General features: G+C 67.3%; 24 protein-coding genes. 10 read left to right on the top strand and 14 right to left on the bottom strand.

Going from position 1 to position 24,201, the window contains the following annotated elements; all coding sequences use genetic code 11:
• Positions 1–77: 77 nt before the first annotated feature.
• The gene (locus A7X12_RS04760; protein ID WP_064310488.1) at positions 78–803 is read right to left on the bottom strand and encodes an SIMPL domain-containing protein; all 726 of its coding nucleotides are present in this window, start codon (positions 801–803) and stop codon (positions 78–80) included.
• Between the two features lie 268 nt (positions 804–1,071).
• Between A7X12_RS04760 and A7X12_RS04755 the strand changes: the two genes are divergently transcribed.
• The 3 genes from A7X12_RS04755 to A7X12_RS04745 all read left to right on the top strand — a co-directional run bounded on the left by A7X12_RS04755 (position 1,072) and on the right by A7X12_RS04745 (position 6,641).
• Positions 1,072–2,253, top strand: coding sequence for an efflux RND transporter periplasmic adaptor subunit (locus A7X12_RS04755; RefSeq protein ID WP_064310487.1), 1,182 nt, complete (start codon positions 1,072–1,074; stop codon positions 2,251–2,253).
• A 12-nt stretch (positions 2,254–2,265) separates the two neighbouring features.
• A complete protein-coding gene (locus A7X12_RS04750) occupies positions 2,266–5,433 on the top strand; it encodes an efflux RND transporter permease subunit (RefSeq protein WP_064310486.1) in 3,168 nt (1,055 codons plus the stop codon).
• 209 nt (positions 5,434–5,642) lie between these two features.
• Positions 5,643–6,641 (top strand): LLM class flavin-dependent oxidoreductase, encoded by a 999-nt coding sequence (locus tag A7X12_RS04745; protein ID WP_064310485.1) that lies wholly within the window; start codon positions 5,643–5,645, stop codon positions 6,639–6,641.
• A 3-nt stretch (positions 6,642–6,644) separates the two neighbouring features.
• Here A7X12_RS04745 and A7X12_RS04740 read toward each other — a convergent pair whose 3' ends face one another.
• The 3 genes from A7X12_RS04740 to A7X12_RS04730 form a co-directional block, all read right to left on the bottom strand.
• Entirely contained in the window at positions 6,645–7,952 is a 1,308-nt protein-coding gene (locus A7X12_RS04740) for a sensor histidine kinase (RefSeq protein ID WP_157105502.1), read from the bottom strand.
• Between the two features lie 115 nt (positions 7,953–8,067).
• Positions 8,068–8,736 (bottom strand): response regulator transcription factor, encoded by a 669-nt coding sequence (locus tag A7X12_RS04735; RefSeq protein ID WP_064310484.1) that lies wholly within the window; start codon positions 8,734–8,736, stop codon positions 8,068–8,070.
• Positions 8,737–8,762: 26 nt separating this feature from the next.
• The gene (locus tag A7X12_RS04730; protein WP_198161882.1) at positions 8,763–9,107 is read right to left on the bottom strand and encodes a hypothetical protein; all 345 of its coding nucleotides are present in this window, start codon (positions 9,105–9,107) and stop codon (positions 8,763–8,765) included.
• A gap of 117 nt (positions 9,108–9,224) precedes the next feature.
• On the opposite strand from A7X12_RS04730, the gene A7X12_RS04725 reads away from it, so the two are divergent.
• Positions 9,225–11,009: an ABC-F family ATP-binding cassette domain-containing protein gene (locus A7X12_RS04725; RefSeq protein WP_064310483.1), complete on the top strand. Its 1,785-nt coding sequence runs from the start codon at positions 9,225–9,227 to the stop codon at positions 11,007–11,009.
• 14 nt (positions 11,010–11,023) lie between these two features.
• Here the strand turns inward: A7X12_RS04725 and A7X12_RS04720 are convergent, their stop codons facing one another.
• The 4 genes from A7X12_RS04720 to A7X12_RS04705 are packed head-to-tail and all read right to left on the bottom strand — an operon-like array spanning position 11,024 to position 13,960.
• The gene (locus tag A7X12_RS04720; RefSeq protein ID WP_064310482.1) at positions 11,024–11,833 is read right to left on the bottom strand and encodes an ATP-binding protein; all 810 of its coding nucleotides are present in this window, start codon (positions 11,831–11,833) and stop codon (positions 11,024–11,026) included.
• Between the two features lie 49 nt (positions 11,834–11,882).
• On the bottom strand, positions 11,883–12,758 hold the full coding sequence (locus A7X12_RS04715; RefSeq protein ID WP_064310481.1) for an LOG family protein: 876 nt from the start codon (positions 12,756–12,758) through the stop codon (positions 11,883–11,885).
• Positions 12,759–12,797: 39 nt separating this feature from the next.
• Complete coding sequence (locus A7X12_RS04710; protein ID WP_064310480.1) at positions 12,798–13,493, bottom strand: extensin family protein; 696 nt, start codon at positions 13,491–13,493, stop codon at positions 12,798–12,800.
• Positions 13,494–13,543: 50 nt separating this feature from the next.
• Entirely contained in the window at positions 13,544–13,960 is a 417-nt protein-coding gene (locus A7X12_RS04705; RefSeq protein WP_064310676.1) for an acyl-CoA thioesterase, read from the bottom strand.
• Between the two features lie 69 nt (positions 13,961–14,029).
• On the opposite strand from A7X12_RS04705, the gene A7X12_RS04700 reads away from it, so the two are divergent.
• Entirely contained in the window at positions 14,030–14,236 is a 207-nt protein-coding gene (locus A7X12_RS04700) for a hypothetical protein (protein WP_064310479.1), read from the top strand.
• Here the strand turns inward: A7X12_RS04700 and A7X12_RS04695 are convergent, their stop codons facing one another.
• The 4 genes from A7X12_RS04695 to A7X12_RS04680 all read right to left on the bottom strand — a co-directional run bounded on the left by A7X12_RS04695 (position 14,237) and on the right by A7X12_RS04680 (position 17,259).
• On the bottom strand, positions 14,237–14,872 hold the full coding sequence (locus A7X12_RS04695; RefSeq protein WP_064310478.1) for a hypothetical protein: 636 nt from the start codon (positions 14,870–14,872) through the stop codon (positions 14,237–14,239).
• Positions 14,873–14,946: 74 nt separating this feature from the next.
• Entirely contained in the window at positions 14,947–15,561 is a 615-nt protein-coding gene (locus A7X12_RS04690; RefSeq protein WP_064310477.1) for a YdeI/OmpD-associated family protein, read from the bottom strand.
• Positions 15,562–15,602: 41 nt separating this feature from the next.
• The gene (locus A7X12_RS04685; protein ID WP_064310476.1) at positions 15,603–15,944 is read right to left on the bottom strand and encodes a hypothetical protein; all 342 of its coding nucleotides are present in this window, start codon (positions 15,942–15,944) and stop codon (positions 15,603–15,605) included.
• Positions 15,945–16,023: 79 nt separating this feature from the next.
• Positions 16,024–17,259 (bottom strand): multidrug effflux MFS transporter, encoded by a 1,236-nt coding sequence (locus A7X12_RS04680; protein ID WP_064310475.1) that lies wholly within the window; start codon positions 17,257–17,259, stop codon positions 16,024–16,026.
• Positions 17,260–17,364: 105 nt separating this feature from the next.
• On the opposite strand from A7X12_RS04680, the gene A7X12_RS04675 reads away from it, so the two are divergent.
• The 3 genes from A7X12_RS04675 to A7X12_RS04665 all read left to right on the top strand — a co-directional run bounded on the left by A7X12_RS04675 (position 17,365) and on the right by A7X12_RS04665 (position 20,346).
• Positions 17,365–17,862 (top strand): hypothetical protein, encoded by a 498-nt coding sequence (locus A7X12_RS04675; RefSeq protein WP_064310474.1) that lies wholly within the window; start codon positions 17,365–17,367, stop codon positions 17,860–17,862.
• A gap of 102 nt (positions 17,863–17,964) precedes the next feature.
• Positions 17,965–18,915, top strand: coding sequence for an isopenicillin N synthase family dioxygenase (locus A7X12_RS04670; protein ID WP_064310473.1), 951 nt, complete (start codon positions 17,965–17,967; stop codon positions 18,913–18,915).
• Between the two features lie 138 nt (positions 18,916–19,053).
• On the top strand, positions 19,054–20,346 hold the full coding sequence (locus A7X12_RS04665) for a homoserine dehydrogenase (protein ID WP_064310472.1): 1,293 nt from the start codon (positions 19,054–19,056) through the stop codon (positions 20,344–20,346).
• Between the two features lie 16 nt (positions 20,347–20,362).
• On the opposite strand, the gene A7X12_RS04660 is transcribed toward A7X12_RS04665, so the two are convergent.
• Positions 20,363–20,692 carry a hypothetical protein gene (locus tag A7X12_RS04660; RefSeq protein ID WP_064310471.1) on the bottom strand — a complete coding sequence of 110 codons (330 nt, stop codon included), beginning with the start codon at positions 20,690–20,692 and terminating at the stop codon, positions 20,363–20,365.
• A 79-nt stretch (positions 20,693–20,771) separates the two neighbouring features.
• Complete coding sequence (locus A7X12_RS04655; protein WP_232318362.1) at positions 20,772–21,086, bottom strand: hypothetical protein; 315 nt, start codon at positions 21,084–21,086, stop codon at positions 20,772–20,774.
• A 197-nt stretch (positions 21,087–21,283) separates the two neighbouring features.
• Here A7X12_RS04655 and glpX point away from each other — a divergent pair, with 197 nt between their 5' ends.
• Positions 21,284–22,252 carry a class II fructose-bisphosphatase gene (glpX, locus tag A7X12_RS04650; protein ID WP_064310469.1) on the top strand — a complete coding sequence of 323 codons (969 nt, stop codon included), beginning with the start codon at positions 21,284–21,286 and terminating at the stop codon, positions 22,250–22,252.
• 84 nt (positions 22,253–22,336) lie between these two features.
• Positions 22,337–24,187 (top strand): CocE/NonD family hydrolase, encoded by a 1,851-nt coding sequence (locus tag A7X12_RS04645; RefSeq protein ID WP_064310468.1) that lies wholly within the window; start codon positions 22,337–22,339, stop codon positions 24,185–24,187.
• Positions 24,188–24,201 lie beyond the last annotated feature (14 nt).

The raw sequence follows: 24,201 nt of genomic DNA, 5'->3' as shown, positions 1-24,201 counted from the left end.
TCCTTCGGGACGGCCCTTTTTTCTTGGCGTCCTGCCATGCTCGGCAGGCCCGCGCGCCGTGCGCGGGCCTGTGTTGCTCATTTCAGCAGGAAGCGTACGGAAACGCTGGCGGTGATCTTCTGCTCGCCCGGAATGATTGCCGTATCCGCCTCGGCCATCATCGCCTTTCCGCGCATCAGCATCGGCATCGGCTGGACCATCTGCGGCGTGCCGGCTTCCGAGATCAGCAGGATCCGATCGACCTTGAGACCCGCCGCCTGCGCGTAGAGTGCGGCCCGCGCCTTGGCCTTGGCGATGGCGTCGCGCCGGGCCTCGTCCAGCGCGCCCGCTTCGTCGGCAAGCGTAAGGTTGGGGCCGGCGATATTGTTCGCGCCTTGTGCGACCAGCGCATCGAGGATCGTGCCGCTCTTGGCAACGTCCCGGAAGCGGACCGTCAGCTGGTTGGAGGCCTGATAGCCGGTGATGACCGGCGGCTTGTTCTCCTGATAGCGATATTGCGGCGACAGATTCACGGCGCTGGTCTGCAGGTCGCGCTCGGCGACGCCGGCCTTGCGCAGTGCCGCCAGCACCGCGCTCATGCGTGCGGCGTTCTGCTGCATCGCTTCGCCCGCGGTCGCGGCGTTGGTTACGACCCCTGCCTGGATCAGCGCGAGATCGGGAACGTGCGTGCTCGTGCCCTCGGCGACGATGTCGAGCACGGTGCCGTCGGCGGGGATCGGCTGGGCTACCGGCTGCACCTGGGCAAAGGCCTGGGGCGCAGCGGCGAGCATGAGCATCGCGGCAAGCGGCAGAGTGCGGATCATGGGACGTTCCTCCTGTGGTTTGTCGTCGGTATGCACCGGCTTGTCGACGCCTGCATACGAACGCAGGCTGAACGGCGCGGCTCCAACAAACGATTGGTGTTACTTGCAAGCACCCGCACAAGCCGGACTTTTTCTTTGCGGTCACTTGCGCAGATGCATGCAACCGGGCATTCCGCCGCGCGTTGCTACACCGGCCTTGTGGCGGGTGATATATTCCTATAATACAGTGCGACCCGGGACAGGCACGCGTCCCGAACGAGGTGGGCGCATGAATTACGAGGCAGGGATGTTGGATCGGCAGGAACGGCTCGGTTTCGAGGGGGAACCGGCGCGTCGCGGGCGCAAGTGGCTGTGGATCGGCCTCGGCGCCTTTCTGCTGGTCGTGATCGCCGGCTTTCTGATGATGGGCCGCCATTCGGGCGCGCCCGTCCCGGCAGCCAAGGGGGGCAAGGACCAGGCCCAGCTGCTCACCGTCACCGTCTCCGCCCCCGGTCAGCAGACGGTTTCGACGATCGTCACCGGCAATGGCAGCCTGGCAGCCAAGCGTGAGATGCCGGTGGGCGTCGCGGGCGAGGGCGGCATCGTTACCCGCGTGCTGGTCGATGCCGGCAGCTGGGTGCAGAAGGGCCAGGTGCTCGCCGTGGTCGACCGTTCGGTCCAGGCGCAGACCGCCGAGTCGCTCGCCGCGCAGATCCGCGTCGCCGAAGCCGATGCCAAGCTCGCCCAGTCGAATCTGGATCGCGCCGAGAAGCTGGTCGGAAACGGATTCATTTCCCGCGCGGATATCGATCAGAAGACCGCGGCACGGGATCAGGCGCTCGCCCGCGTCCGCGTCGCCAAGGCGCAGCTGGCGGAAACCCAGGCGCGCAACCGCCGGCTCGACATCCGCGCGCCGGAGGCCGGTCTCGTGCTCGCGCGCCAGATCGAGCCGGGGCAGATCGTCAGCTCGGGCTCGGGCACGCTGTTCCGCATGGCGATGGACGGCCAGCTCGAGCTGCGCACGCAGCTTTCCGAAGCCGACATCCAGAAGCTCCACGTCGGCGCGCCCGCCGAAGTGACGCCTGTCGGCACCCAGACCAGCTTCCAGGGCCAGGTCTGGCAGGTCTCGCCGGTGATCGACCCGACGAGCCGCCTCGGCATCGCACGCATCGCGCTGCCCTATAACCCTGCGCTGCGCCCCGGCGGCTTCGCCAGCGCGCGGATCGTCGCCGGTGCGGTCACCTCCGTGATCCTGCCGCAGTCGGCGGTGCAGAGCGACCAGCTGGGCACCTATGTCTACATCCTCAACGACAAGAACGAGGCGGTGCGCCGCGAAGTGAAGACCGGCGACGTATCGGACCAGGGCGTGCGCATCATCGGCGGCCTCACCGGCAACGAGCGCGTGGTGATGACGGCCGGCGCATTCCTGAATCCGGGCCAGAAGGTCATACCCCAGCTCCAGAAGAAGTAAGGGATCGGCGCGATGAGCTTTCGCAACATCTCGGCCTGGGCCATCCGCAACCCGGTCCCGCCGATCGTCCTCTTCCTGTTCCTCACCATCGCCGGGCTGGTCAGCTTCAGCCGGATGGACGTGAACAACAGCCCGGACATCGATTTCCCGATCGTCTGGATCTCGATCAGCCAGCCCGGCGCCGCGCCGAGCGAGCTGGAGACGCAGATCACCCAGAAGGTCGAGTCCGCGGTCCGCAGCCTGCAGGGCATCGACGAGATCAACTCTACGGTTTCCGAAGGCAACACCCAGACGGTGGTGCAGCTGGCGATCGGCACGCCGATCGACCGGGCGGTGGAGGACGTGCGCAGCGCGATCCAGCAGATCCGCGGCAACCTGCCCGATGGAATCCTGGAGCCGCAGGTCGGCCGGGTCGACAGCGCCAGCAACAACGATGTCGCCAGCTTCACCGCCACCGCGACCGACATGACCGTCGAGCAGCTGTCCTGGTACATCGACAACAGCGTCTCGAAGGAGCTGCTGTCGATCTCCGGCATGGCGGCGGTGCAGCGCAACGGCGGCGTCAACCGCGAAGTCAGCGTCGTGCTCGACCCGACCAAGCTCGCCAGCTTCGGCCTCACCGCGAGCCAGGTGAACCAGCAGCTGCGCCAGGTGAACCTGAACGCCGCGGGCGGCCGCGCGCAGATTTCCGGCTTCGAACAGTCGCTCCGCGTCGTCGGCAACGCCAAGGATGCCTATTCGCTGGGCCAGACCCAGATCGCGACCGGCACCGGCCGCACCGTGCGCCTTGCCGATATCGCGACGGTGAAGGACGGCTATGCCGAGCTCCGCAACTTCGCGCGCTATGACGGGCATCCGGTGATCTCGTTCGACATCCAGCGCGCCAAGGGCGCCTCGGACGTCACCATCTACGACGAAGCGCAGAAGAAGCTGCAGGCGCTCGAAAAGGCCAACCCCAAGGTCCATTTCGAGCTGCTCGACAACTACAGCAAATATGCCAAGGAGCAGTTCAACACCGCGATGGAGGCGATGATCGAAGGCGCGGTGCTCGCCGTCATCGTCGTGTTCCTCTTCCTGCGCGACTGGCGCGCGACGGTGATCTCGGCGCTGGCGATCCCGCTTTCGGCGATCCCCAGCTTCTGGTTCATGGACATGATGGGCTTCACGCTCAACCAGATGACGCTGCTCGCACTCAGCCTGGTGGCGGGCGTGCTGGTCGACGATGCGATCGTGGAGATCGAGAACATCGTCCGCCACATGCGGATGGGCAAGTCTGCCTATCAGGCCTCGATCGACGCGGCGGACGAAATCGGCATCGCCGTGCTCGCCACCACCATGTCGATCGTCGCGGTGTTCCTGCCAGTAGGCCTGATGCCGGGCATCTCCGGCCAGTTCTTCAAGAATTTCGGCCTCACCGTGGTCGCCGCGGTGCTGATGTCGCTAGCCGTCGCCCGCATGCTCACGCCGATGATCGCGGCCTATTTCCTCAAGGCGCACGGCCATGTCGAACATGGCGGCGGCCCGGTAATGCGCGGCTATGTCCGGCTGCTCGAATGGACGCTGATGCATCGGTGGGTGGCGATCCTCGCTTATGTGCTGTCGCTCGGCGCCACGATCGGTCTGCTCGTCGGCATGCCCCAGACCTTCCAGCCGGCGCAGGACGAGGATACGGTGACCGCGACGGTGGAGATGGTGCCGGGCACCACGCTGGAGCAGACCGATCGCGTCGTCCAGCAGGTGGCGGGCATCCTGCGCGCCGAGCCGGCGGTGCAGCATACCTATGCCCGCACCCAGGTGGGCAATGGCCGTGTGACCGCCACGCTCGCCGAGAAGCACTCGCCCGCCCGTACCGAGACCAGCACCGAATTCGAGAAGCGGGTGGCGCCCAAGCTGCTCGCCATCCCCGATGCGCGGGTGAACTTCCGCTCGCAGTTCGGCTGGGGCTCGTCGGGCCGTGACCTGACAATCACGCTGGGCGGCGAGGATCCCGAGCTGCTCAACAAGACCGCGCTCACCCTGATGAAGCAGATGGAGGGCCTCAAGTCCGTCGTTGCGCCGCGCATCTCGGGCGATCTGCAGCGGCCGGAGATCGTCATCTCGCCGCGGCTCGACCTGGCTGCCGATCTGGGCGTGACCACGGCGGCGCTGTCCAACGCGATCCGCGTCGCGACGCTGGGCGACATCGAGCAGAACAGCGCCAAATTCTCGCTGTCCGATCGCCAGATCCCGATCCGCGTCGCGCTGGATCAGGATTCGCGTACCAAGCTCGATACGCTGCGCAACATGCGCGTGCAGACCCAGACCGGCGGTTCGGTGCCGCTGTCGGCGGTGGCGGACATCCGCTTCGCCGCGGGGCCGACCAAGGTCGAGCGCCTCAACCTCCAGCGCCGCCTGGTAGTGGGTGCCGACCTCGCGATGAACCCGTCGACGGGCAAGCCCTATGTCTCGGGTGATGTGATGAAGGAGATTCACAATCTCCCCGTCATGAAGCAGCTGCCGGTGGGCGTGGCGGAGATGACGGTGGGCCAGGCCAAGTGGCAGGGCGAGATGATCCAGAACTTCATCGTCGCGCTGGCCTCGGGCATCTTCCTGGTCTTCGCGGTGATGGTGCTGCTGTACCGCCGTTTCGTGTCGCCGATCGTCAACATGGGCTCGCTGCTCAACGCGCCGCTGGGTGGACTGATCATGCTGGCGATCCTGGGCATGCCGGTAAGCTTGCCCGTCTATATCGGCATGCTGATGCTGTTCGGCATCGTCGCCAAGAACTCGATCCTGCTCGTCGATTTCGCGCTGGAGGAGATGGAGAAGGGCGTTTCCAAGATGGAGGCGATCGTCGATGCGGGCCGCAAGCGTGCCCAGCCGATCGTGATGACCACCATCGCGATGGTGGCGGGCATGGTGCCGACCGCGCTGTCGCTCAACGGCGACTCGTCCTTCCGCGCGCCGATGGGCGTGGTGGTGATCGGCGGCCTCATCGTCTCGACCTTGCTGACGCTGGTGATCGTGCCTGCGCTGTTCAGCCTGGCGGTGGGGCTCGAAGGCTGGCTCGGCCCGCGGCTTTCGCGGCGGCTGCTTACCTATCGTCCGGGCGACGACGGCAGCCGCGTGCTGGGGCCGGTCGGTGCGCCGGGCGCGATCGATCACAAGCCCGGCGACGACGGCGTCCAGCCGGCGGAGTGAGAGTCAACTGCTCCCCCAACCCCTCCCGCTTGCGGTGGGGGTTGGGGGAGGGCGCGAGAGGGTAGCGGGCGGCGCGGCGCAAAAGATGGTCCTCGGCCGCAGCTTCTTCTTCGACGCTCGCCCTTGCTGCCGGCCCGCACCCTTTTCCTGCCCACCCCAGAGGAGTTAACCCTCTGGCAACGCTGCCCCGGCGTCCCCACATCCTCTCCATGACTGCATATTCCCTGCTCGATCTGGTGCCCGTCGTCCAAGGCGGCACCGTGGGCCAGGCGCTCGCCAACGCCGCCGACCTTGCCGCCCATGCCGAGGCGCTCGGCTTCCAGCGCTACTGGATGGCCGAGCATCACGGCATGGAAGGCATCGCCAGCGCCGCCACCGCCGTGGTGATCGCGCATGTCGGCCAGGCGACCAGCAGGATCCGCATCGGTGCGGGCGGGATCATGCTGCCCAACCACTCGCCGCTGCAGGTGGCGGAGGCGTTCGGCACGCTCGACGCGCTGTTCCCGGGCCGCATCGACCTGGGCCTTGGCCGCGCGCCGGGATCCGACCAGCGCGTGTCCGCCGCGATCCGCCGCAACCTCACGAGCGACGGCAACGACTTCCCGCAGGACGTGATGGAACTGCAGAGCTATTTCGCCGATGACGGCCGCACCGGCATCCGCGCGACGCCGGGGGCGGGAGCGGACGTCAAGCTGTGGATCCTGGGGTCGAGCACCTTCGGCGCCCAGCTCGCCGCCGCGCTGGGACTGCCCTACGCCTTCGCCTCGCACTTCGCACCGGGGCTGCTCGACGAGGCGATCGCGGTTTATCGTCGCAACTTCCGCCCCTCCGCGGCACTGGACAAGCCGCACGTCATGCTCGGCTTCAACGTGTTCGGCGCGGACAGCGACGAGGAGGCGGAGTATCTCGCCAGCTCGCAGCAACAGGCGTTCGTCGCGATCCGCACCACCGGGCGCGGCATCCAGCTACCGCCGCCGGTGCGGGGCTATCGCGAGAGCCTGGGCACGCAGGGCAATGCGGTGCTCGACCATGTGCTCTCGGCCTCGGCAGTCGGCGGCCCGGAAAAGGTGCGCCGCGAGATCGAGGCGTTTATCGCGCGCACCCAGGCCGACGAGCTGATGCTGACCAGCGCGATGTTCGACCATCAAGCCCGCAAGCGCAGCCTGGAAATAGCGGCGGAGGCAATGCGCGCGGTCGAGCCGGCCTGACCCTCAGCCGGCGGCGGGCAGGCGGAGGCGGACGAGCAGGCCGCCCAGGTCTTCGCTTTCCTCCAGGCTGACGGTGCCGCCATAGATTTCGGCCACGTCGCGCACGATCGCGAGGCCGAGGCCGGTGCCGGGCTTGCCGGTATCGAGCCGCACGCCGCGGTCGAAGATGCGGATCCGGTCCGCCTCGGGGATGCCGACGCCGTCATCCTCGACCATGATCTCGACGAATCCCGAATCGAGGCGCGCGGTGACGAACACGCTGCCGCCGCCATATTTCGCGGCGTTCTCGACGAGATTGCCGAGGATCTCGTCGAGATCCTGCCGCTCGATATGCGCGACCGCGTCCTTCACCCCGTCCACGTCGATGCGGACATTGGGATAGAGCCGCGCCACCGCACGCTCCACCGCCTCGATCGACGGCCACACCTCGGCGCGGCTGTGTGCGCTGCCGCGCCGGCCGACGGCGCGGGCGCGGGCGAGATGGTGGTCGATCTGCCGCCGCATCGTCCGCGCCTCGCGGATCACCGTATCTGGCAGGTCTTCCTGGCCGGCGGCGGCGGCGTTCATGATCACGCTGAGCGGGGTCTTGAGCGCATGGGCGAGGTTGCCGGCATGGCGCCGTGCCTCCTCTGCCTGGCGATCGTTATGCTCGACCAGCGCGTTGAGCTCGTCGACCATCGGCCCGACCTCGGCCGGCATCGGCCCGCCGACGCGCTGGGTCCGACCCGCGCGCAGGCTGGCGATCTCGCGGCGCACCTTGCGCAGCGGTCGCAGACCATACCAGGTCTGCAGCGCCGCCATCGCCACCAGCCCCAGCCCGAGCAGCGCGAAGCTGCGCACCAGCGTGCGGCGGACGGTGGCGATCTGCGCGTCGAGCACGTCGCGGCTCTCCGCCACCTGGAAGCGCCAGCGCACCGGTGAGCCGGGGAGCTTGAGGTCGCGCTCGGCAATGCGCAATTTCTGGTCGGGGAACTGGTTGCTGTCGTAGAAATGCATCTCGCGATCATTGTGGATCTGGTCAACCTTGAGGCGCCGGTCCCAGAGCGAGCGCGAATAGAAGGGTTCGAAGCCCTGGCCGCTGATCTGCCAATAGGCGCCCGAATTGGGCTCGAGGAATCGCTGGTCGGCAAGTTCGCGGTTGAGCACCACCTCGCCGTTCGAGCCCAGTTCGGCCGAGACGATCATCGACGAGACAAGATAGTCGAGCTGGTCGTCGAAATTGCGGGTGATCGCGGAGGTCAGCACCCGGTCGAGCGCATAGCCGCCGCCGACGAGCAGCAGCAGGATCCACGCGGTGGCGACCAGCAGCATGCGCCGGCTGACCGAGCCGGTGACGCGCACCGGCCGGCGTTCGCGCGGATCGGCCTCGCTGGGCGCGGCGTCTTGTTCCTCGCCGGAGATCAGCGTCGCGTCCACCCGCCCGGCCTCAGGTGAAGCTGGCTTCGTCGAGGCTGTAGCCGAGACCGCGGATGGTGGTGATCACATCGGCACCCAGCTTCTTGCGGATGCGGGTCACGAACACTTCGATCGTGTTCGAATCGCGATCGAAATCCTGGTCGTAGATATGCTCGATCAGCTCGGTGCGGCTGACCACCTTGCCCTTATGGTGGAGCAGGTAGCTGAGCAGCTTATATTCCTGCGCGGTAAGCTTCACCGGCTCGCCCGCCTTGGTGACCTTGCCCGAGCGCGTGTCGAGCCGGATGTCGCCCGCGGTCAGCTCGGCCGAGGCGTTGCCCGAGGCGCGGCGGATCAGCGCACGCAGCCGGGCGATCAGCTCCTCGGTCTGGAACGGCTTGGCGACATAGTCGTCGGCGCCGGCATCGAGCCCGGCCACCTTGTCCGACCAGCTGTCGCGTGCGGTGAGCACCAGCACCGGCATGGTGCGGCCTTCCTTGCGCCAGCGATCGAGCACGGTCAGCCCGTCGATCTCGGGCAGGCCGAGGTCGAGGATGATCGCGTCATATTGCTCGGTCGAGCCGAGGAAATGGCCCTCCTCGCCATCGGTCGCGAGGTCGACGGCATAGCCTGCGCCCTCGAGCGCGGTGCGCAGCTGGATCCCGAGATTGGGTTCGTCCTCGACGATCAGAAGTCGCATTCGCTGTCCCGTCCTTTTCTATGTGCTCAGCTGCCCATGCGGCGGAGGATCTGGCCGGTATGGCCGTCCACCTCCACCCAGATCACCGATCCATTGCGCAGGAATTTGAGCGTGTAAACGTCATGCTCGGGATCATAGTCGAACCCGAGATATTGCGCGCCCGGCATCTTCGGGATCACCCGCCGCTCGATCTCGCGCGCAGGCAGATTCTGGCCGCGAAGCCGCCGCTCGCGCGCCGCACGCTGGCCGTCATCCTGTTCGGCGCCGATCGGGCGCGCGAGGACCGGGCTCGTGAGCGCAAGGCTCGCAAGACACGCGATCAGAACGGGTTTGACCAACATCGGCATCGGAATGGCATAGGGTCCGGGCATTGAATAGCCCCTGAACATGAACGACCGCGGCGGGTCGGCAATTGTGGCATTGGTGCATCGCTCGGCCCGGCACCTGGCCGCTTGCGGGCCGGCCCGCCGCCTCCTAGGTGCTGCACCATGGCTGCTCCGGTGCTTTCCTATGAAGGGCTGGGTCTCGTTCAGGGATCCGGCTGGCTCTTCCGCAATCTCGACCTGCATGTCGGCGAACGCGATCGGCTCGCGCTGATCGGTCGCAACGGCGCGGGCAAGACGACCTTGCTCAAGCTGATCGCGGGCGTGATCGACAGCGACGAGGGCCGCCGCACCATCGTGCCCGGCACCCGGGTGATCCTGCTGGAACAGGAGCCGCGGATGCTCGGCTGCACCACGCTGATGGACTATGTCCTCTCCGGCGACGACGCCCCCGCCCAGCACGAGGCCGAGGCGATCGCCGACCAGCTCGGCATCGACCTGTCGCGCGAGGCGGCCACGGCCTCGGGCGGCGAGCGGCGCCGTGCCGCGATCGCCCGCGCGCTGGCGCAGGATCCGGACGTGCTGCTGCTCGACGAGCCGACCAACCATCTCGATCTCGGCGCGATCGAATGGCTGGAAGACTGGCTGACGCGCTACAAGGGCGCCTTTGTCGTCATCAGCCACGATCGTACCTTCCTCACCCGCCTCACGCGCCAGACGCTGTGGCTCGATCGCGGTTCCATCCGCCGCGCCGAGATCGGCTTTGGCGGGTTCGAGGCGTGGACCGAGCAGGTCTATGCCGAGGAGGAGCGCAACGCCCAGCGGCTCGATGCCAAGCTCAAGATCGAGGAGCATTGGCTCCAGCGCGGCGTCACCGGCCGCCGCCGCCGCAACCAGGGCCGCCTCGCCAAGCTCAAGGAGATGCGGGCCGAGCGCGCGAACATGGTGGGCCCGCAGGGCACCGCCGCGCTCGCCACCGCCTCGGACGGCAACCAGACCAAGGTGGTGATCGACGCCAAGCACGTCACCAAGCGCTTCGGTGAGCGCACGATCATCAAGGACCTGACCTTCCGCGTCACCAAGGGCGACCGGATCGGCATCGTCGGATCGAACGGCGCGGGCAAGTCGACGCTGCTCAAGATGTTGACCGGCGAGCTCCAGCCCGACGAGGGCAGCGTGAAGCTCTCGCAGACGCTGGATGCGATCATCATCGACCAGCAGCGCAGCCTGATGGCGCCCGACAAGCGGGTGCGCGACGTGCTGGCCGACGGCGGCGACTGGATCGACGTGCAGGGCGCGCGCAAGCACGTCCATGGCTATCTCAAGGAATTCCTGTTCGATCCGAGCATCGCCGAGGCGCGGATCGGCACGCTGTCGGGCGGCGAACGCTCGCGCCTGCTGCTCGCGCGCGAATTCGCCCGGCCGTCCAACCTGCTGGTGCTCGACGAGCCGACCAACGATCTCGACCTCGAGACGCTCGACCTGCTCCAGGAAGTGATCGCCGACTACGCCGGCACCGTGCTGATCGTCAGCCACGACCGCGACTTTCTCGACCGCACCGTCACCGTGACGCTGGGGCTCGACGGCAGCGGCACGGTGGATGTGGTGGTGGGCGGCTATGCCGACTGGGAGGCCAAGCGCCGCCCCCGGATCGAGTCGAAGAAGACAGGCAAGCCCGCCGCCCCCGCGCCGGCGCCCGAGGCCCCCAGGGCGCGCACCAAGCTGAGCTACAAGGACCAGCGCGACTACGAACTGCTGCCCAAGCGGATCGAGGAGATCGATCAGATTATCGCCCGTGACGAAGCGGTGCTGGCGGATCCGGCGCTGTACACCAAGGATCCGGCGAAGTTTGCCAAGCTGAGCGAGGGCATCGCCAAGCTGCGCGAGGAAAAGGACGCCGCCGAGATGCGCTGGCTGGAACTGGCGGAGATGGTCGAAGGGCTCGGCTGAGGGGCCGGGCCCGACTACAGCCGCTTCCCCTGCCGTCCGGCCAGCTCCACGACATATTGCCACGCAACGCGGCCCGACCGGCTGCCGCGCCGGGTTGCCCATTGGATCGCATCCTGGGGGTCGAACACCAGGCCATGCGCCTCGGCATAGCCGTGCACGATCGCGACATAGGTGTCCTGGTCGACGACATGGAAGCCGAGCGACAGGCCGAACCGGTCCGCCAGGGCGAGATCGTCGTCGATCGAATCGCGCGGATTGATCGCGCTGGACTGGGCCTCGATGTCGCGCGGGAGGAGATGGCGGCGGTTGGAGGTTACCAGCAGGCGGCAGTTCGCCGGACGCGCCTCTGCCCCGCCTTCGAGCAGCGAGCGTAGCGCCCGCGCATCGGCAGCGGCGTCGAAGCCGAGATCGTCGAGGAAGATCGCGAAGGGGCGATCCGTCGTGGCGAGCAGGGCGAACAGATCGGGCAGGGTGTCGAGATGGGTGGTCGCGGCCTCCACCAGCGCCAGGCGGCCCCCTTGCGCCTGCACCTCGGCCACCGCGCCCTTGACCAGCGCCGACTTGCCGGTGCCGCGCGCGCCCCACAGCAGCGCGTCCTGCGCGGCATGGCCGGCGGCGAGGCGTTCCAGATTGGCGAGCAACGCCGCCCGCTGTTTCTCCACCCCCTGCAGCAGCGCCAGCGGCGTGGAGGCGAAGGCGCGAGCGGGCACGAGATCGCGGCCGCGCCACACATAGGCGGGGTGGGCTTCGAGGTCGGCGGGCGGGGCCGGGGGCGGCGCCAGCCGTTCGAGCGCCTCGGCGATGCGGATCATCGGATCGGTCATGCCCGCGCTATAGCGCGATGCGGCGCCAGCGCGAGCCTCCCGACGGCGATCAGCCCTGCGCCGTTTCCTTGTTCCGCCAGAAGTCCTGGACGATTTCCCAGCCTTCCTCGGCGGTTTCGCAGAAGCGGAACAGGTTCAGGTCGCGCGGCGAGATCACGCCTTCGTCGCACAGCGCCTCGAAATTGACGACGCGGTTCCAGAATTCCTTGCCGTAGAACAGCACCGGGATCGGATCGACCTTGCCGGTCTGGATCAGCGTCAGCAGCTCGAAGCTTTCGTCGAACGTGCCGAAGCCGCCCGGGAACACGGCAACGGCGCGCGCGTGCAGCAGGAAGTGCATCTTGCGCAACGCGAAATAGTGGAACTGCATGCTCAGCCCCGGCGTGACGTACGGGTTCGGCGCCTGCTCGTGCGGCAGCACGATGTTGAGGCCGATCGTCTCCGCACCCACGTCGCGCGCGCCGCGGTTCGCCGCTTCCATGATCGAGGGCCCCCCGCCCGACGTGACGACGAAGTGGCGCTTGCCGGCCGTGTCCACGGGAAAGTTGCTCGCCAGCCGGCCCAGCTCGCGGGCGACGTCATAATATTTGGACTTGGCGACCAGGCTCTCGGCAATCCGCTTCTGCTGCTCGGTCTCGGCCAGCGCCAGCACCGCTTCGGCCTTGGCAGGCTCCGGAATGCGCGCGGATCCGTAGATGACGAAGGTGGAGGCGATGTTCGCCTCGTCCAGCAGCAGCTGCGGCTTGAGCAGCTCCAGCTGGAAGCGCACCGGCCGCAGGTCCTCGCGCAGCAGGAAATCCATGTCCTGGAAGGCGAGCCGGTAGGCGGGGTGTTCGGTCTGCGGGGTGCCGGTGGCGGTATTGGCGGCTTCGGCTTCCTGCTGGGCAGGGCGGAAGACGCGCGACGGGACTCTCGTATCGCTCATTACCGGCGGATTAGGCGCATCCGTGCGGCTTGGAAAGCCTCAGGCGCAGAACGGGCCCCGCCCCATATCGAGATGGAAATGGTCGCGATGGACGTAATTATAGTTGGGGCTCAATACGGTAGCGAAACGTCTGCAGGCGGAACCATGGATCGTCTCGAGGAAGCGGCGGATCGCCGGATCGGGGTTCTGCCAGTCCTTGAGGATGGTGATCCGCCGGCCGTCCTTCAGCACGAAGCCCGATACGTCGACGGCATTGGCGCGGCCATGTTCGGAAAGCTTGGTGCCCGCCTGGGTGCCGCCGACGATCGCCCGGCACACATAGGTGCCGAACGTATCGACCCGGACTAGGTCGCTCCCCAGAATCTGCCGGGCGGCGGGCGCGACGGCATATTGCACCCAACCGGTAAAGGCGCGGGCGAGCGGGCAGCGCATCCCCTTGATGCCGCCCACCGGCACGCCGATGTCGATCAGCTGCACCGCGCCCTCGACGATGCAGCCGCCGCCATAGTCGCGATCCGGCATGGCGCTGAACCGCACCCCGGCGCGCGAGAGATCTTTAAAGCATTGCTGCGTATCGCGCGGGGTAGGGCGGTTGAGCGTGATCGGCGGACTGCCCCGCGGGCGCGTCGGCGCTGGGGCCGGTCGCTTCTCGCCGCCGCCGCCGCCGAAAATGCAGGCCGAAAGCAGCAGGGGTAGCAACAACGCCACCGGCGAAAACGCGCGAACCGAACTCATATCGCTACGATACGTCAGTTCCGGCGCACCGCGAACCACGGTTCGTCGCGTCAGCGACTCGCTTCGTCAGCGCCACCTTCCAGGAACCGCGCGCCGAGTGCGGCCGGCACCCGCAGCAATCGCCCGGAGGCGCGGTCGAGCAGCGCCCAGGTGGTCACCGCCTCCACCCGCACCCTGCCATCCCCGCCGAGGAAGCGGACGTGGCGGTTGAACCGCGCGCCCCGCGGCGGCTCGGGTACCCAGGTTTCTCCCGTCACCGTCTCGCCGGCGCGGACATTGCCGCGATAGTCGATCTCGTGCCGGGTCACGACCCAGACGAGGGACTCCTGCTCGTCCTTGGTGGCCAGCGCTTCCCAATGCGCCACGGCGATGTCCTGGATCCAGGACACCCAGACCGCATTGTTGACATGGCCCAGTATGTCGATGTCGTCCGGGGTTGCGGTGATCGAGCGGGAAAAACGGGGCATGTCGAATCCTTGGGCGGTAACCATGGAGCGTAGCGCGGCATTCATCCCGGGGGGAGCAGGGTCCGCGCCATGCTGCCGTCCCGCCCCGCCGCCCTTTTCCGCAGCCGCTGGGCGGCCCTGCTCTGGGCTGCGGGGGTGGTGTGGACCGCGATCAGCGTCGCCGGCATGGGCGATGCCGCCAAGTCGCCGGCCCCGGTGAAACATGCGACCGATGCGCTGGGGCAGCCGATCGACAATGCCGATCTGGACGCGCTTCGCAACGCCCTTAGCGGCTGATCACTGCCCCGGCTTGCCCGGATCGTTCCCGAACTTGATGGCACGGATGTGCCAGCTGCGCTGCTCGGGCGTGGCACCGTCGATGTCGCCGGCGCGGTGGAGCGTGACTTCGCCGAGCTGGTAGAACGGCTTGCCCGTCGCCTTGACGCGCGCATAGACCTGCACCGGCACGGTGACGTAGCGCTGCCCCGCCCCGGCTTCGATCTGGCCGGGTGCGCCGATATTGGCGTGATATTCGGAATAGGGTGCAAAACGGGCTGCGAAGGCCTGTGCGTCTCCGCCCGAGGCCTTGCCGCCATCGCTCCACAGCGCCCATGCCTGGTCGTAGCGGCCGCTTTCGATCAGCGCATAATAGGTTTGCACGACATTGGCCGCGCCCTGGGCGCTGTCAGGTGTGAACTTACCTTCGCTCACCGGGGTGCGGTCGTCCGGCAGGCCGCCGGGCTGGCCGGGCGCGGGCGGGTTCAGCGGCTCGAACTGCACGTTGGCGGCCGGTTCTTCGGTGGCGGCGGGCGCGGTCTGGTTGACCGCTGCCAGATCATTGCCCGGCGCAGTGCCGTTGTCGGCGGCCGGGGGCAGGCCCGAGGAACAGGCGGCGAGCGAGCAGGCGGTAAGCAGGACAGGTATCAGGCGCATCCGAGTCTCTTCCAGTTCAGGAATGTGCGAACGAAACACCGGATGCGCCGGTTCCTCAATCGGAAAGCGGCTGGTTACCGGCCAGGCGACAGGACGGATGCATATTGCCAGTTCCGGCGCTTGCCTTCGCGCAGCCATAGGATGGCCTGGCCAACGCGGCGTGCCCGCGTCTCCGGGCGTTTCGCCTCGCCGATCCATTCGCAATAGTCGCGGCGGCAGCTCGGTGGGAAACCCTCAAAAACAGCACGCGCAGCGCTGTCCTCGGCCAGCGCCGCAGCGAGTTCGGCGGGGACGGGCAAGGGAGCGCGGGGCTTGCCGGGCGGGCGCCTGGGCTGCTCGCCCGACACCAGTCGCAGGGCTGCTGCGCGCACCATCGCTTCGAACGTGGCGGTGTCCGGCAGGTCGGCGAAGCTGGTGATCCGGCGGAACTGTTCGACCGCACCGCCCTGGCCGTTCTGGTCCCATGCGCCGGCGCCATGCTCCCAGAAGCCGAAGCCGGCATGCGCCTTGAACGCCACCATCATCGCGAACGGGCGACCGCCGGACAGGAAGGCCGGCCGCGCCCATTTGATCGATTCCTCCACCGTCGGCATGGCGGCGTGCACCCGTTCCCGCATCCACAGCAGCAGCGGCCGCGCAAAATCGGCGCTCGCGTCGATATAGGCGTCGACTCGGGGATCGATGGGCATGGCGCGGCGAGCCTCCGCCCGCCGCGCCATGCCGTCAAGAGTCAGGGACGCAGCGCGACGTCGTCGGGATCGTCGAGTTCCTCGTCCAGATCGTCCTCGTCGACCTCTTCGTCGTCGAAATCATCCTGGATGTCGTCCTCGTCGAGGTCGTCCTCATCCTCGTCGGCGTCGTCGTCTTCCTCGCCATATTCGTCGTCGGTCATGGAGAGTTCGTCGAGATCGTCGTCGTCATCCTCGCTGCCGCCGAGATCCGGATTCAGATCGGTCAGCAGGGCGCCGTCGTCCGGGCCGTCGCCGGTCACTTCGAGGATTTCGGCGCGCTGGCTCTCGTCATAGCCTTCCGCGTCAAACACGTCGTCGCCGGGACCCTGGGTGCCGCTCATCGCCAAACCTCATTGCTTGCCCGGCGGGGATCGCCGGGATTCGTAGGTGCAACGGCGCGGCCCCCGGCTGCGTTCCGACTCAGCTGGGGCGGAACATCCGTCCGCGCTCCGTCACCGCTACTACCACGAGCGAGAGCCCACCCATCAGCAGAAAACCACTATACAGGGGGATGGTGGTGCCATCGAACGCCTGACCGATCGCCGCGCCGATCAGCGCGCCGGCCAACGTCGTCACGAAGCCTTGCAGGCTGGAGGCGGTGCCGGCGATCGCGCCCATCTTTTCCATCGCCATGGCCGAGAAGTTCGAGGTGGCGAGGCCGAAGCATGCCATCATCAGCGCCTGCAGCGCGGCGAAGCTCCACAGCGTCTCCCAACCCAGCAGCGTGACGGCAAGATGCACGGCGGCCACCAGCGTGAGCAGGCTCAGCGCGGTGTGCGAAATGACGCGTGTACCCAGCCGCATCACGATGCGCGAATTGAGGAACGAGCCCACCGCCATCGTGCTGGCGACCGCGGCGAACACCACCGTCAGCAGTTCCGGCCGGTGGAAGACGTCGGTCATCACCTGCTGCACCGATCCGATGAAGCCGAACAGCGCGCCCGAGAGCAACGCGATCGCAATGGTGTAGCCGACTGCCGCCCGATCGCGCAGCATCAGTCCGTAATCGGCCAGAACGCGCGCCGGATGCAGCGATTGTCGCGAATCGGTGCCGAGCGTTTCGGGCATGCGCAGCGCAAACCAGAGCAGGACGAGTCCGGCGATGCCGCCGATGCCCCAAAAGATCGTCCGCCACGATCCGCCCGCACTGAGGATTACCTGCCCGACCGCCGGTGCGAAGATCGGCGCCGCCATGAACACGATGAACACCAGGCTCATCACCCGCGCCATCGCGCGTCCGGCATAGCAATCGCGCACCAGCGCGACGGTGACGACTCGCGCGCCCGCCGCCGCGGTACCCATGGCGACGCGGGCCACCAGCAGCAGCACGAAGCTGCCCGAGATGGCCGCGATCGCGCAGGTCACCACATAGCAGCCGAGCGCGACCAGCAGCACCGGCCGCCGCCCGAAGCGATCGGAAAGCGGCCCATAGGCAAGCTGGGCCACGGCGAACCCGATCAGGAAGGCCGTGATCACGAACTGGCGATGGTTGGCGGAGTCGATGCCAAGGCTGGCGCCGATCGCCGGCAGGGCCGGCAGCATCGAATCGATACCGAGTGCGGTGAGCGCCATCAGCGCCGCGGCCAGCGGCACGAACTCGCCGAAGCGCAACGGAGCCTGACCCGCCGATGCGGTGCTAAGATGCGGCGTCTGCATGGCCCGCCAATGGCCCAAGCCTTTCGCTACGTCACCCTTTTTCAGGTTGACGTGGGTGCCCGCGCACCAACATTGCGGGGTGGAACCGCCGCAGGAGCCGCCCCGATGAATCGCCTTTTCCTACCGCTGTTGCTGCCGATTGCCCTTGCCGGGTGCCATGGCAGCGCGAACATCAACTTCGACGGCAACGATACCGACGGCAACAGCGTCATCTCCACCGACGCCAATGGCCGCATCCAGATCAAGGCGCCGGGCATCCAGGGGTCGATCACGCTGCCCAAGATGCCGCTCGACGCCAAGAATTTCGATATCGACGGCGTGACCCTCTATCCGGGATCGACGCTGAAGAACCTCAAGGTCAACGACAAGGGCGGAGACAAGAGCGGCGAGAAGGATGGCGAGGTGATCGTCGAGTTCGAGAGCCCGGCTGCGCCGACCGTCGTTCGCGACTGGTTCCGCGACAACATGACCAAGCAGGGCTTCAAGGTGACCACCAAGGACGATAACCTGATCGGCACCACCGATGACGGCCAGCCCTTCGCGCTGCAGCTGAGCGCAGCCGGGGACGGCAAGACCAAGGGGCTGATGCAGGTCGGCCGCTGATCCCGGTATCGGCACAGACGGCCGGGCCATTGGGAATCTTCCCAGGCTTGTGAAGTCGGCGGGGGCACGACTAACGGCCCGCTTTTGCGTTCGGAGACTATCATGTTGGACACTCTCACCGAAATCCCGGTGCTGTCGCTGAAGGCGCAGGCAGACGATCCCGAGGGCTTCGCCCAGGCGTTCGGCCAGTCGTTCCAGCGCTTCGGCTTTGCGGTGGTGCGCGATCACGGCGTGCCGCAGGAACTGATTGACCGCGCCTGGACGCTCACCAAGGCGTTCTTCGACCTGCCGGAAGCGGAAAAGCGCGGCTATTTCCTCGCCGGCGGCGGCGGTGCGCGTGGCTATACCCCGTTCAAGACCGAGATCGCCAAGGGCGCAACCCATGTCGACCTCAAGGAATTCTGGCACATCGGTCGCGAACTGGCTGCCGGGCACCGCTATGGCGACGTCATGGCGCCGAATATCTGGCCGACCCAGCCCGAGGGCTTTCGCGAGACATTCGTCGAGCTGTTCACCGCCTTCGACACCGCGGGGGACCAGCTGCTCTCGGCGGTCGCGCGCTATCTCGGCCTCGCACCCGACTGGTTCGACACGGCAGTGAAGGACGGCAACTCCGTGCTGCGCCTGCTCCATTATCCGCCGGTCGATGCCGATGCGCCCGAAGTGCGCGCGGGCGCGCATGAGGACATCAACCTCATCACCCTGTTGCTCGGCGCCGAGGAAGCGGGTCTGGAGCTGCTCGATCGCGACGGAAAGTGGCTGGCGGTAAAGCCGCCCGAAGGCGCGATGGTGATCAATGTCGGCGACATGCTGCAACGCCTGACCAACCACGTCCTGCCCTCGACCACGCACCGCGTCGTCAATCCGCCGGCGGAGCGCCGCGGCCATTCGCGCTACTCGATGCCGTTCTTCCTGCACCCGGCACCCGATTTCCTGATCGAGACGCTGCCCGGCTGCATCAGCGCCGAGAACCCGAACCGCTATCCCGAGCCGATCACCGCCCATGGCTACCTGCACGAGCGGTTGGTCGAAATCGGCCTGATCAAGAAATAATCAGCGCGTGGCGGCATGTCGCCGCGACAAAATCTGTCTTTCCTTCTGTGAAGGGAAGGCGCTAGGGACGGACAGGCGGCGGCAGGGCGAGAAGCGCTCGGCCGCCGCCTTGTCATATGAATTCAAGAGGAACGAGGAATGGCGGAAGCGTTGCGCGTGGCACTGGCGGGGCTCGGAACCGTGGGCGGCGGCGTGATTCGCCTGCTCGACGCCAATGCCGAGCTGATCAGCCGCCGCGCGGGCCGCCCGATCGAGGTCGTCGCCGTCTCCGCCCGGGATCGCAGCAAGGATCGCGGCATCGATCTTTCCCGCTTCGACTGGGTCGACGATCCCGTCGAGCTCGCCCGCCATGCCAATGCGGACGTGGTGGTGGAGCTGGTCGGCGGATCGGATGGTCCGGCGCTGGCGCTGGCGCGCGCGGCCCTCGGTGCCAAGAAGAGCTTCGTCACTGCCAACAAGGCGATGATCGCGCACCACGGCCTTGAACTTGCCGAAGCCGCGGAAGGCGCGAAGGTCGCGCTGAAGTTTGAAGCGGCGGTGGCCGGCGGCGTGCCGGTGATCAAGGGCCTTCGGGAAGGCGCGGCGGCCAACGCGATCGGTCGTGTCTATGGCATCCTCAACGGCACCTGCAATTTCATCCTGTCCAAGATGGAAGCCGAGGGTCGCGACTTCGCCGAGATCCTCGCCGAGGCGCAGGCGCTGGGCTATGCCGAGGCCGATCCCACCTTCGACATCGACGGCATCGACGCGGCGCACAAGCTGTCGATCCTTGCCAGCCTCGCCTTCGGCACCCAGCCGGCATTTGGCGATCTCAAGGCAAGCGGCATCCGCCACATCCTCGCGGCCGACATCGCGGAGGCGGCGACGCTCGGCTACCGCGTGCGTCTGCTCGGTATCGCCGATGCGGGGCCGCACGGGCTGTTCCAGCGCGTCCATGCGCATCTCGTGCCGCTCAGCCACCCGCTGGCGCACGTCACCGGGTCGACCAACGCGGTGGTGGCGGAAGGCAATTTCGTCGGCCGGCTGCTGTTCCAGGGGGCGGGCGCCGGCGATGGGCCTACCGCCAGCGCGGTGGTCGCGGACCTGATCGATATCGCGCGTGGCGAGTTCGGCCCGCCTTATGCCATGCCGGCGACCGCGCTCGTCGCGCAGACCGCAGCGGACAGCGGGGAGCGCCGTGGCCGCTCCTATGTGCGCTTCACCGTTGCCGATCGGGTCGGCGTGCTGGCCGAGATCGCGGCGGCGATGCGCGATGCCGGGGTCTCGATCGAAAGCCTGATCCAGCGCGGCGTGAGCCCGGACGGCAGCGCGCTGGTCGCCATCGTCACGCACGAGGCGCCGGAACGGAGTATCGCCCAGGCGCTGGAAAAGCTGCGGGGGTCGCAGAGCCTCACCAGCGAGCCGATGTGGATGCACATTCTCGACGCGTGAGCCGCGCGCGCGGCGGTCAGTAGGCCAACTTGAGCAGGCGTCGGCCGCTGCCCGGGCAGACCGGCATGCCGGTGCGGTTGCAGCTCGGGCCTTCGGCCGCCCGGATCATCTCCAGCCGGCGATCGATCACCGGCTCGCGTGCGTCGGTCAGGCGAAAGCGATTGCGGGCGGCGCGCGTGCCGCAGTCGCGCTCCACATCGCAGGTGCTGATCAGCGGGGACGCCTCGGGTCGCGGGCGCGCCGAGCGCTTGAGCGTCGCGCGGACGATCCGCGACCGCGTCGCTTCCGCAGCGCTGATGGCGCCGGCCATGGTAGCGCTCTGGAGCGCCAATGCGATCAACAACATATGCCCTCCTGTTGTGTCCCGGCCAAGCAACGCGCCGAAACGCAGCTGGTTGCGCAGGCGTGCAGGCATTTGGTGCAGGTCATGGCGCGAGCTCGCGCTGCTGCATCTTCACCTTGCCGTCGAAGCCGACGGTGGCGGTGACGCCGACCTTGCCGCACCGCACCGTAAACGCGCCTTCGCCGCAGGGGGTGAAACCCTGCTGCACGGGATCGCCGATCAGCCGGTTGAGGCGCGCGGCATCCGAGTCGCGGCTGAGATCCGGCGAGACAAAGGGGACGCGATACCGATCGGCCTCGCGCCGCGAGCAGACGACGATCTCGCCCTGATCGTTCGGCGCGCGGCACGGAATTTCCGCCTGGGTGCGCGAATGATAGTCGGCCAATATGGTCGACACGGCACTTTGTTGAGCAATCAGCATCAAAGGCAGCAACATCGTGTCGGCCCCCCACGATTTCACGCAACTCTAGCGCAAACTTCTCCGCAAATCACTAAAGTCCTTTTGCAAGATTTGCTGACAACGCTAGCACTGCTCGACAGGGGGAGATGGGCCCCCTATCGCAACGCACAAATCGAAAAGGGAATCCCCAAGCGATGCCGAACGCAAGCCATGTCCTCGACCGTGTCCTCGTGCTCGAAATGGTGCGCGTCACCGAAGCCGCGGCGATTGCAGCCTCCAGCCTGATCGGCCGGGGCGACGAGAAGGCCGCCGATGCCGCCGCCGTCGAGGCGATGCGCGAGGCGCTGAACCAGCTCTACATGGACGGCACCGTGGTCATCGGGGAGGGCGAGCGCGACGAGGCGCCGATGCTCTATATCGGCGAGAAGGTGGGATCCGCGATCGGCAAGGGCCCGAAGATCGACATCGCGCTCGATCCGCTCGAAGGCACCACGATCACGGCCAAGGCCGGCCCGAACGCGCTGGCGGTGCTGGCGGTGGCGGAAGAGGGCAACCTGCTCAACGCCCCCGACGTGTACATGGACAAGATCGCGGTCGGCCCCGGCTATCCGCAGGGCGTGATCGATCTCAACAAGACGCCGACCGAGAATGTGGAGGCGATCGCCGCCGCCAAGGGCGTGAAGCCCAGCGAGATCATCGCCTGCGTGCTCGATCGCCCGCGTCACGAAAAGCTGATCGCCGAACTGCGCGGCATCGGCTGCGGCATCATGCTGATTCCGGACGGCGACGTCGCCGGCGTGATCGCGACCAGCGATCCCGACACCACCATCGACGTCTATATGGGCCAGGGCGGCGCGCCCGAGGGCGTGCTCGCCTGTGCGGCGCTGCGCTGCGTCGGCGGGCAGTTCCAGGGCCGCCTCGTGTTCCGCAACGAGGACGAGCGTGCGCGTGCAGCCAAGTGGGGCATCGAGGATCTGGACAAGATCTACTCGCTGGACGAACTCGCCAAGGGCGACTGCATCTTCGCGGCAACCGGCGTGACCGACGGCTCGCTGCTCGCGGGCGTGAAGCGGGTGCGCGGCAAGATGACCACCGAGAGCGTGGTGATGCGCGCCAGCTCGGGCACGGTGCGCTGGGTGAAGGGCGAACACCGCGTCGACTGACGCAGGACCAAGACGCCGCCGCTTGATCCCGGCGGCGTCTTGTCGCACTAAGTCACCCTCGCTTTTCGGGGGGGATGGACGAACATGCGGCATTGGCTGGTTACCGTAGCACTCGCGGCGCTTGCCGCGCCTCTCGCGGCCGCCGCGCCGCCCCAGCAGTCTCCGGCCGTCGGCGAGGCGCCCTTCACCTTCGAGGAGGCGATGGTCCCGATGCGCGACGGGGTGAAGCTCCACACCGTCATCCTGCGGCCCAAGGGCGCCACGGGCCCGCTGCCGATCCTGTTCCAGCGCAGCCCCTATGGCTCGCCCGACGCCGCGCCGGGGCGCGTGCCGAACAGCTGGGCGCCGCTGGTGCGCGACGGCTATATCTTCGTATTTCAGGACATGCGCGGCCGCTTCAAGTCCGAAGGCGGACCGTTCACCCTCTCCACCGAGGTGAAGACCGGCAAGGGCGCGGTCGATGAGGCCACCGATGCCTATGATTCGATCGACTGGCTGGTGAAGAACGTGAAACCCAACAACGGCAAGGTCGGCATGTGGGGCGTCTCCTATCCCGGCTTCACCGCGGCGATCGCGCTCGCCAAGCCGCACCCGGCGCTGAAGGCGACCAGCCCGCAGGCCGCGTGGATCGATTACTGGAAGAACGACGATCTCCACCGCTGGGGCGCGATGCGGCTGACCTATGCCAGCGACTGGGTGAACGGGTTGCAGGCCGACAAGACGACGAACGAGGGCATCAGCCTCTACGATCGCTACGACACGTATGACTGGTTCCTGCACGCCGGCTCGCCCGACGAGATCGAGAAGAAATACTTCAAGGGCCGGGCGCCCCGCTACCGCGAGATGATCGAGCATCCCGACTATGACGATCATTGGAAGAAGCAGGTCTGGTCGAACGCGCTCGGCAAGACGACCGTGCCGACGCTCAACGTCGCGGGCTATTGGGACCAGGAGGATCCCTGGGGCAGCTGGAAGATCTGGGAAAAGCAGCGCGCCAACGATCCGAACACGCTTGCCCTGATGGTCGCCGGGCCCTGGGCGCACGGCACTTGGCATACCCCCGCGAACAGCCTGGGGCGGATTTCGTTCGGCGTCGACAGCGGCACCCAGTTCATCGAGCAGATCGAAGCGCCCTTCTTCGCCTATTGGCTGCACGGCACCGGCACCAAGCCCGACTTTGCGCTGAAGAGCTTCCAGTCGGGTTCCTGGCAGTGGAAGACCTACCAGAAATACCCGCTCGCCAACGCACAGGCGACCAACCTCTATCTGCATGCGGATGGCGCGCTCAGCTTCACCGCACCCGCGCAAGGGGAGGGCTGCCGCGACTATGTGAGCGACCCCGCCCGCCCGGTGCCGTTCCGCCCGCGACCGATGTCCGCCACCTATGCCACGCCCGACTGGCGCTGGTGGGAGGCGGAAGACCAGCGCTTCGTCGACGACCGGCCGGACGTGCTCAGCTACGTCTCCGCGCCGCTGGAGAACGACCTGACCGTCACTGGCCAGGTCACCGCCAAGCTGATGGCCTCGACCAGCGGCACCGACAGCGACTTCGTGGTCAAGCTGATCGACGTGTTCCCGGAGGACTATGAGAAGGCGCCGACGGCGCTGGGCGCGTACGCCAAGGGCCTCAACGGCTATGAGCTGCCGATTGCGATGGAGGTCCGTCGGGGCCGGTACCTGAAGAGCTTCGAGCAGGCGACGCCGCTGGTACCGGACCAGGTGACCGCCTGGGACTTCCCGCTGCGCGACCACGATCATGTGTTCAAGAAGGGCCACCGGATCATGGTGCAGGTCCAGTCGAGCTGGTTCCCGGTGATCGACCGCAACCCCCAGACCTTTGTGCCGAACATCTACAAGGCAAAACCCGAGGATTACCGCAAGGCGACGCAGCGGGTGTGCGGCGGCTCTGCGGTGACGTTGCCGGTGGTGCGCTGAGGTCGGGCCGCTAG

This window comes from Sphingomonas sp. TDK1 (assembly GCF_001650735.1).
GTDB lineage: Bacteria > Pseudomonadota > Alphaproteobacteria > Sphingomonadales > Sphingomonadaceae > Sphingomonas.
Note: the sequence above shows the minus strand (reverse complement) of the source record. Positions and strands in the feature narration are given on the sequence as shown.

What these genes read in the sequence shown, in the direction of transcription:
- A7X12_RS04760 (WP_064310488.1), bottom strand. Translation starts at nt 803, where the DNA reads ATGATCCGCACTCTGCCGCTTGCCGCGATGCTCATGCTCGCCGCTGCG.
- A7X12_RS04755 (WP_064310487.1), top strand. Translation starts at nt 1,072, where the DNA reads ATGAATTACGAGGCAGGGATGTTGGATCGGCAGGAACGGCTCGGTTTC.
- A7X12_RS04750 (WP_064310486.1), top strand. Translation starts at nt 2,266, where the DNA reads ATGAGCTTTCGCAACATCTCGGCCTGGGCCATCCGCAACCCGGTCCCG.
- A7X12_RS04745 (WP_064310485.1), top strand. Translation starts at nt 5,643, where the DNA reads ATGACTGCATATTCCCTGCTCGATCTGGTGCCCGTCGTCCAAGGCGGC.
- A7X12_RS04740 (WP_157105502.1), bottom strand. Translation starts at nt 7,952, where the DNA reads ATGCTGCTGGTCGCCACCGCGTGGATCCTGCTGCTGCTCGTCGGCGGC.
- A7X12_RS04735 (WP_064310484.1), bottom strand. Translation starts at nt 8,736, where the DNA reads ATGCGACTTCTGATCGTCGAGGACGAACCCAATCTCGGGATCCAGCTG.
- A7X12_RS04730 (WP_198161882.1), bottom strand. Translation starts at nt 9,107, where the DNA reads ATGCCCGGACCCTATGCCATTCCGATGCCGATGTTGGTCAAACCCGTT.
- A7X12_RS04725 (WP_064310483.1), top strand. Translation starts at nt 9,225, where the DNA reads ATGGCTGCTCCGGTGCTTTCCTATGAAGGGCTGGGTCTCGTTCAGGGA.
- A7X12_RS04720 (WP_064310482.1), bottom strand. Translation starts at nt 11,833, where the DNA reads ATGACCGATCCGATGATCCGCATCGCCGAGGCGCTCGAACGGCTGGCG.
- A7X12_RS04715 (WP_064310481.1), bottom strand. Translation starts at nt 12,758, where the DNA reads ATGAGCGATACGAGAGTCCCGTCGCGCGTCTTCCGCCCTGCCCAGCAG.
- A7X12_RS04710 (WP_064310480.1), bottom strand. Translation starts at nt 13,493, where the DNA reads ATGAGTTCGGTTCGCGCGTTTTCGCCGGTGGCGTTGTTGCTACCCCTG.
- A7X12_RS04705 (WP_064310676.1), bottom strand. Translation starts at nt 13,960, where the DNA reads ATGCCCCGTTTTTCCCGCTCGATCACCGCAACCCCGGACGACATCGAC.
- A7X12_RS04700 (WP_064310479.1), top strand. Translation starts at nt 14,030, where the DNA reads ATGCTGCCGTCCCGCCCCGCCGCCCTTTTCCGCAGCCGCTGGGCGGCC.
- A7X12_RS04695 (WP_064310478.1), bottom strand. Translation starts at nt 14,872, where the DNA reads ATGCGCCTGATACCTGTCCTGCTTACCGCCTGCTCGCTCGCCGCCTGT.
- A7X12_RS04690 (WP_064310477.1), bottom strand. Translation starts at nt 15,561, where the DNA reads ATGCCCATCGATCCCCGAGTCGACGCCTATATCGACGCGAGCGCCGAT.
- A7X12_RS04685 (WP_064310476.1), bottom strand. Translation starts at nt 15,944, where the DNA reads ATGAGCGGCACCCAGGGTCCCGGCGACGACGTGTTTGACGCGGAAGGC.
- A7X12_RS04680 (WP_064310475.1), bottom strand. Translation starts at nt 17,259, where the DNA reads ATGCAGACGCCGCATCTTAGCACCGCATCGGCGGGTCAGGCTCCGTTG.
- A7X12_RS04675 (WP_064310474.1), top strand. Translation starts at nt 17,365, where the DNA reads ATGAATCGCCTTTTCCTACCGCTGTTGCTGCCGATTGCCCTTGCCGGG.
- A7X12_RS04670 (WP_064310473.1), top strand. Translation starts at nt 17,965, where the DNA reads ATGTTGGACACTCTCACCGAAATCCCGGTGCTGTCGCTGAAGGCGCAG.
- A7X12_RS04665 (WP_064310472.1), top strand. Translation starts at nt 19,054, where the DNA reads ATGGCGGAAGCGTTGCGCGTGGCACTGGCGGGGCTCGGAACCGTGGGC.
- A7X12_RS04660 (WP_064310471.1), bottom strand. Translation starts at nt 20,692, where the DNA reads ATGTTGTTGATCGCATTGGCGCTCCAGAGCGCTACCATGGCCGGCGCC.
- glpX (WP_064310469.1), top strand. Translation starts at nt 21,284, where the DNA reads ATGCCGAACGCAAGCCATGTCCTCGACCGTGTCCTCGTGCTCGAAATG.
- A7X12_RS04645 (WP_064310468.1), top strand. Translation starts at nt 22,337, where the DNA reads ATGCGGCATTGGCTGGTTACCGTAGCACTCGCGGCGCTTGCCGCGCCT.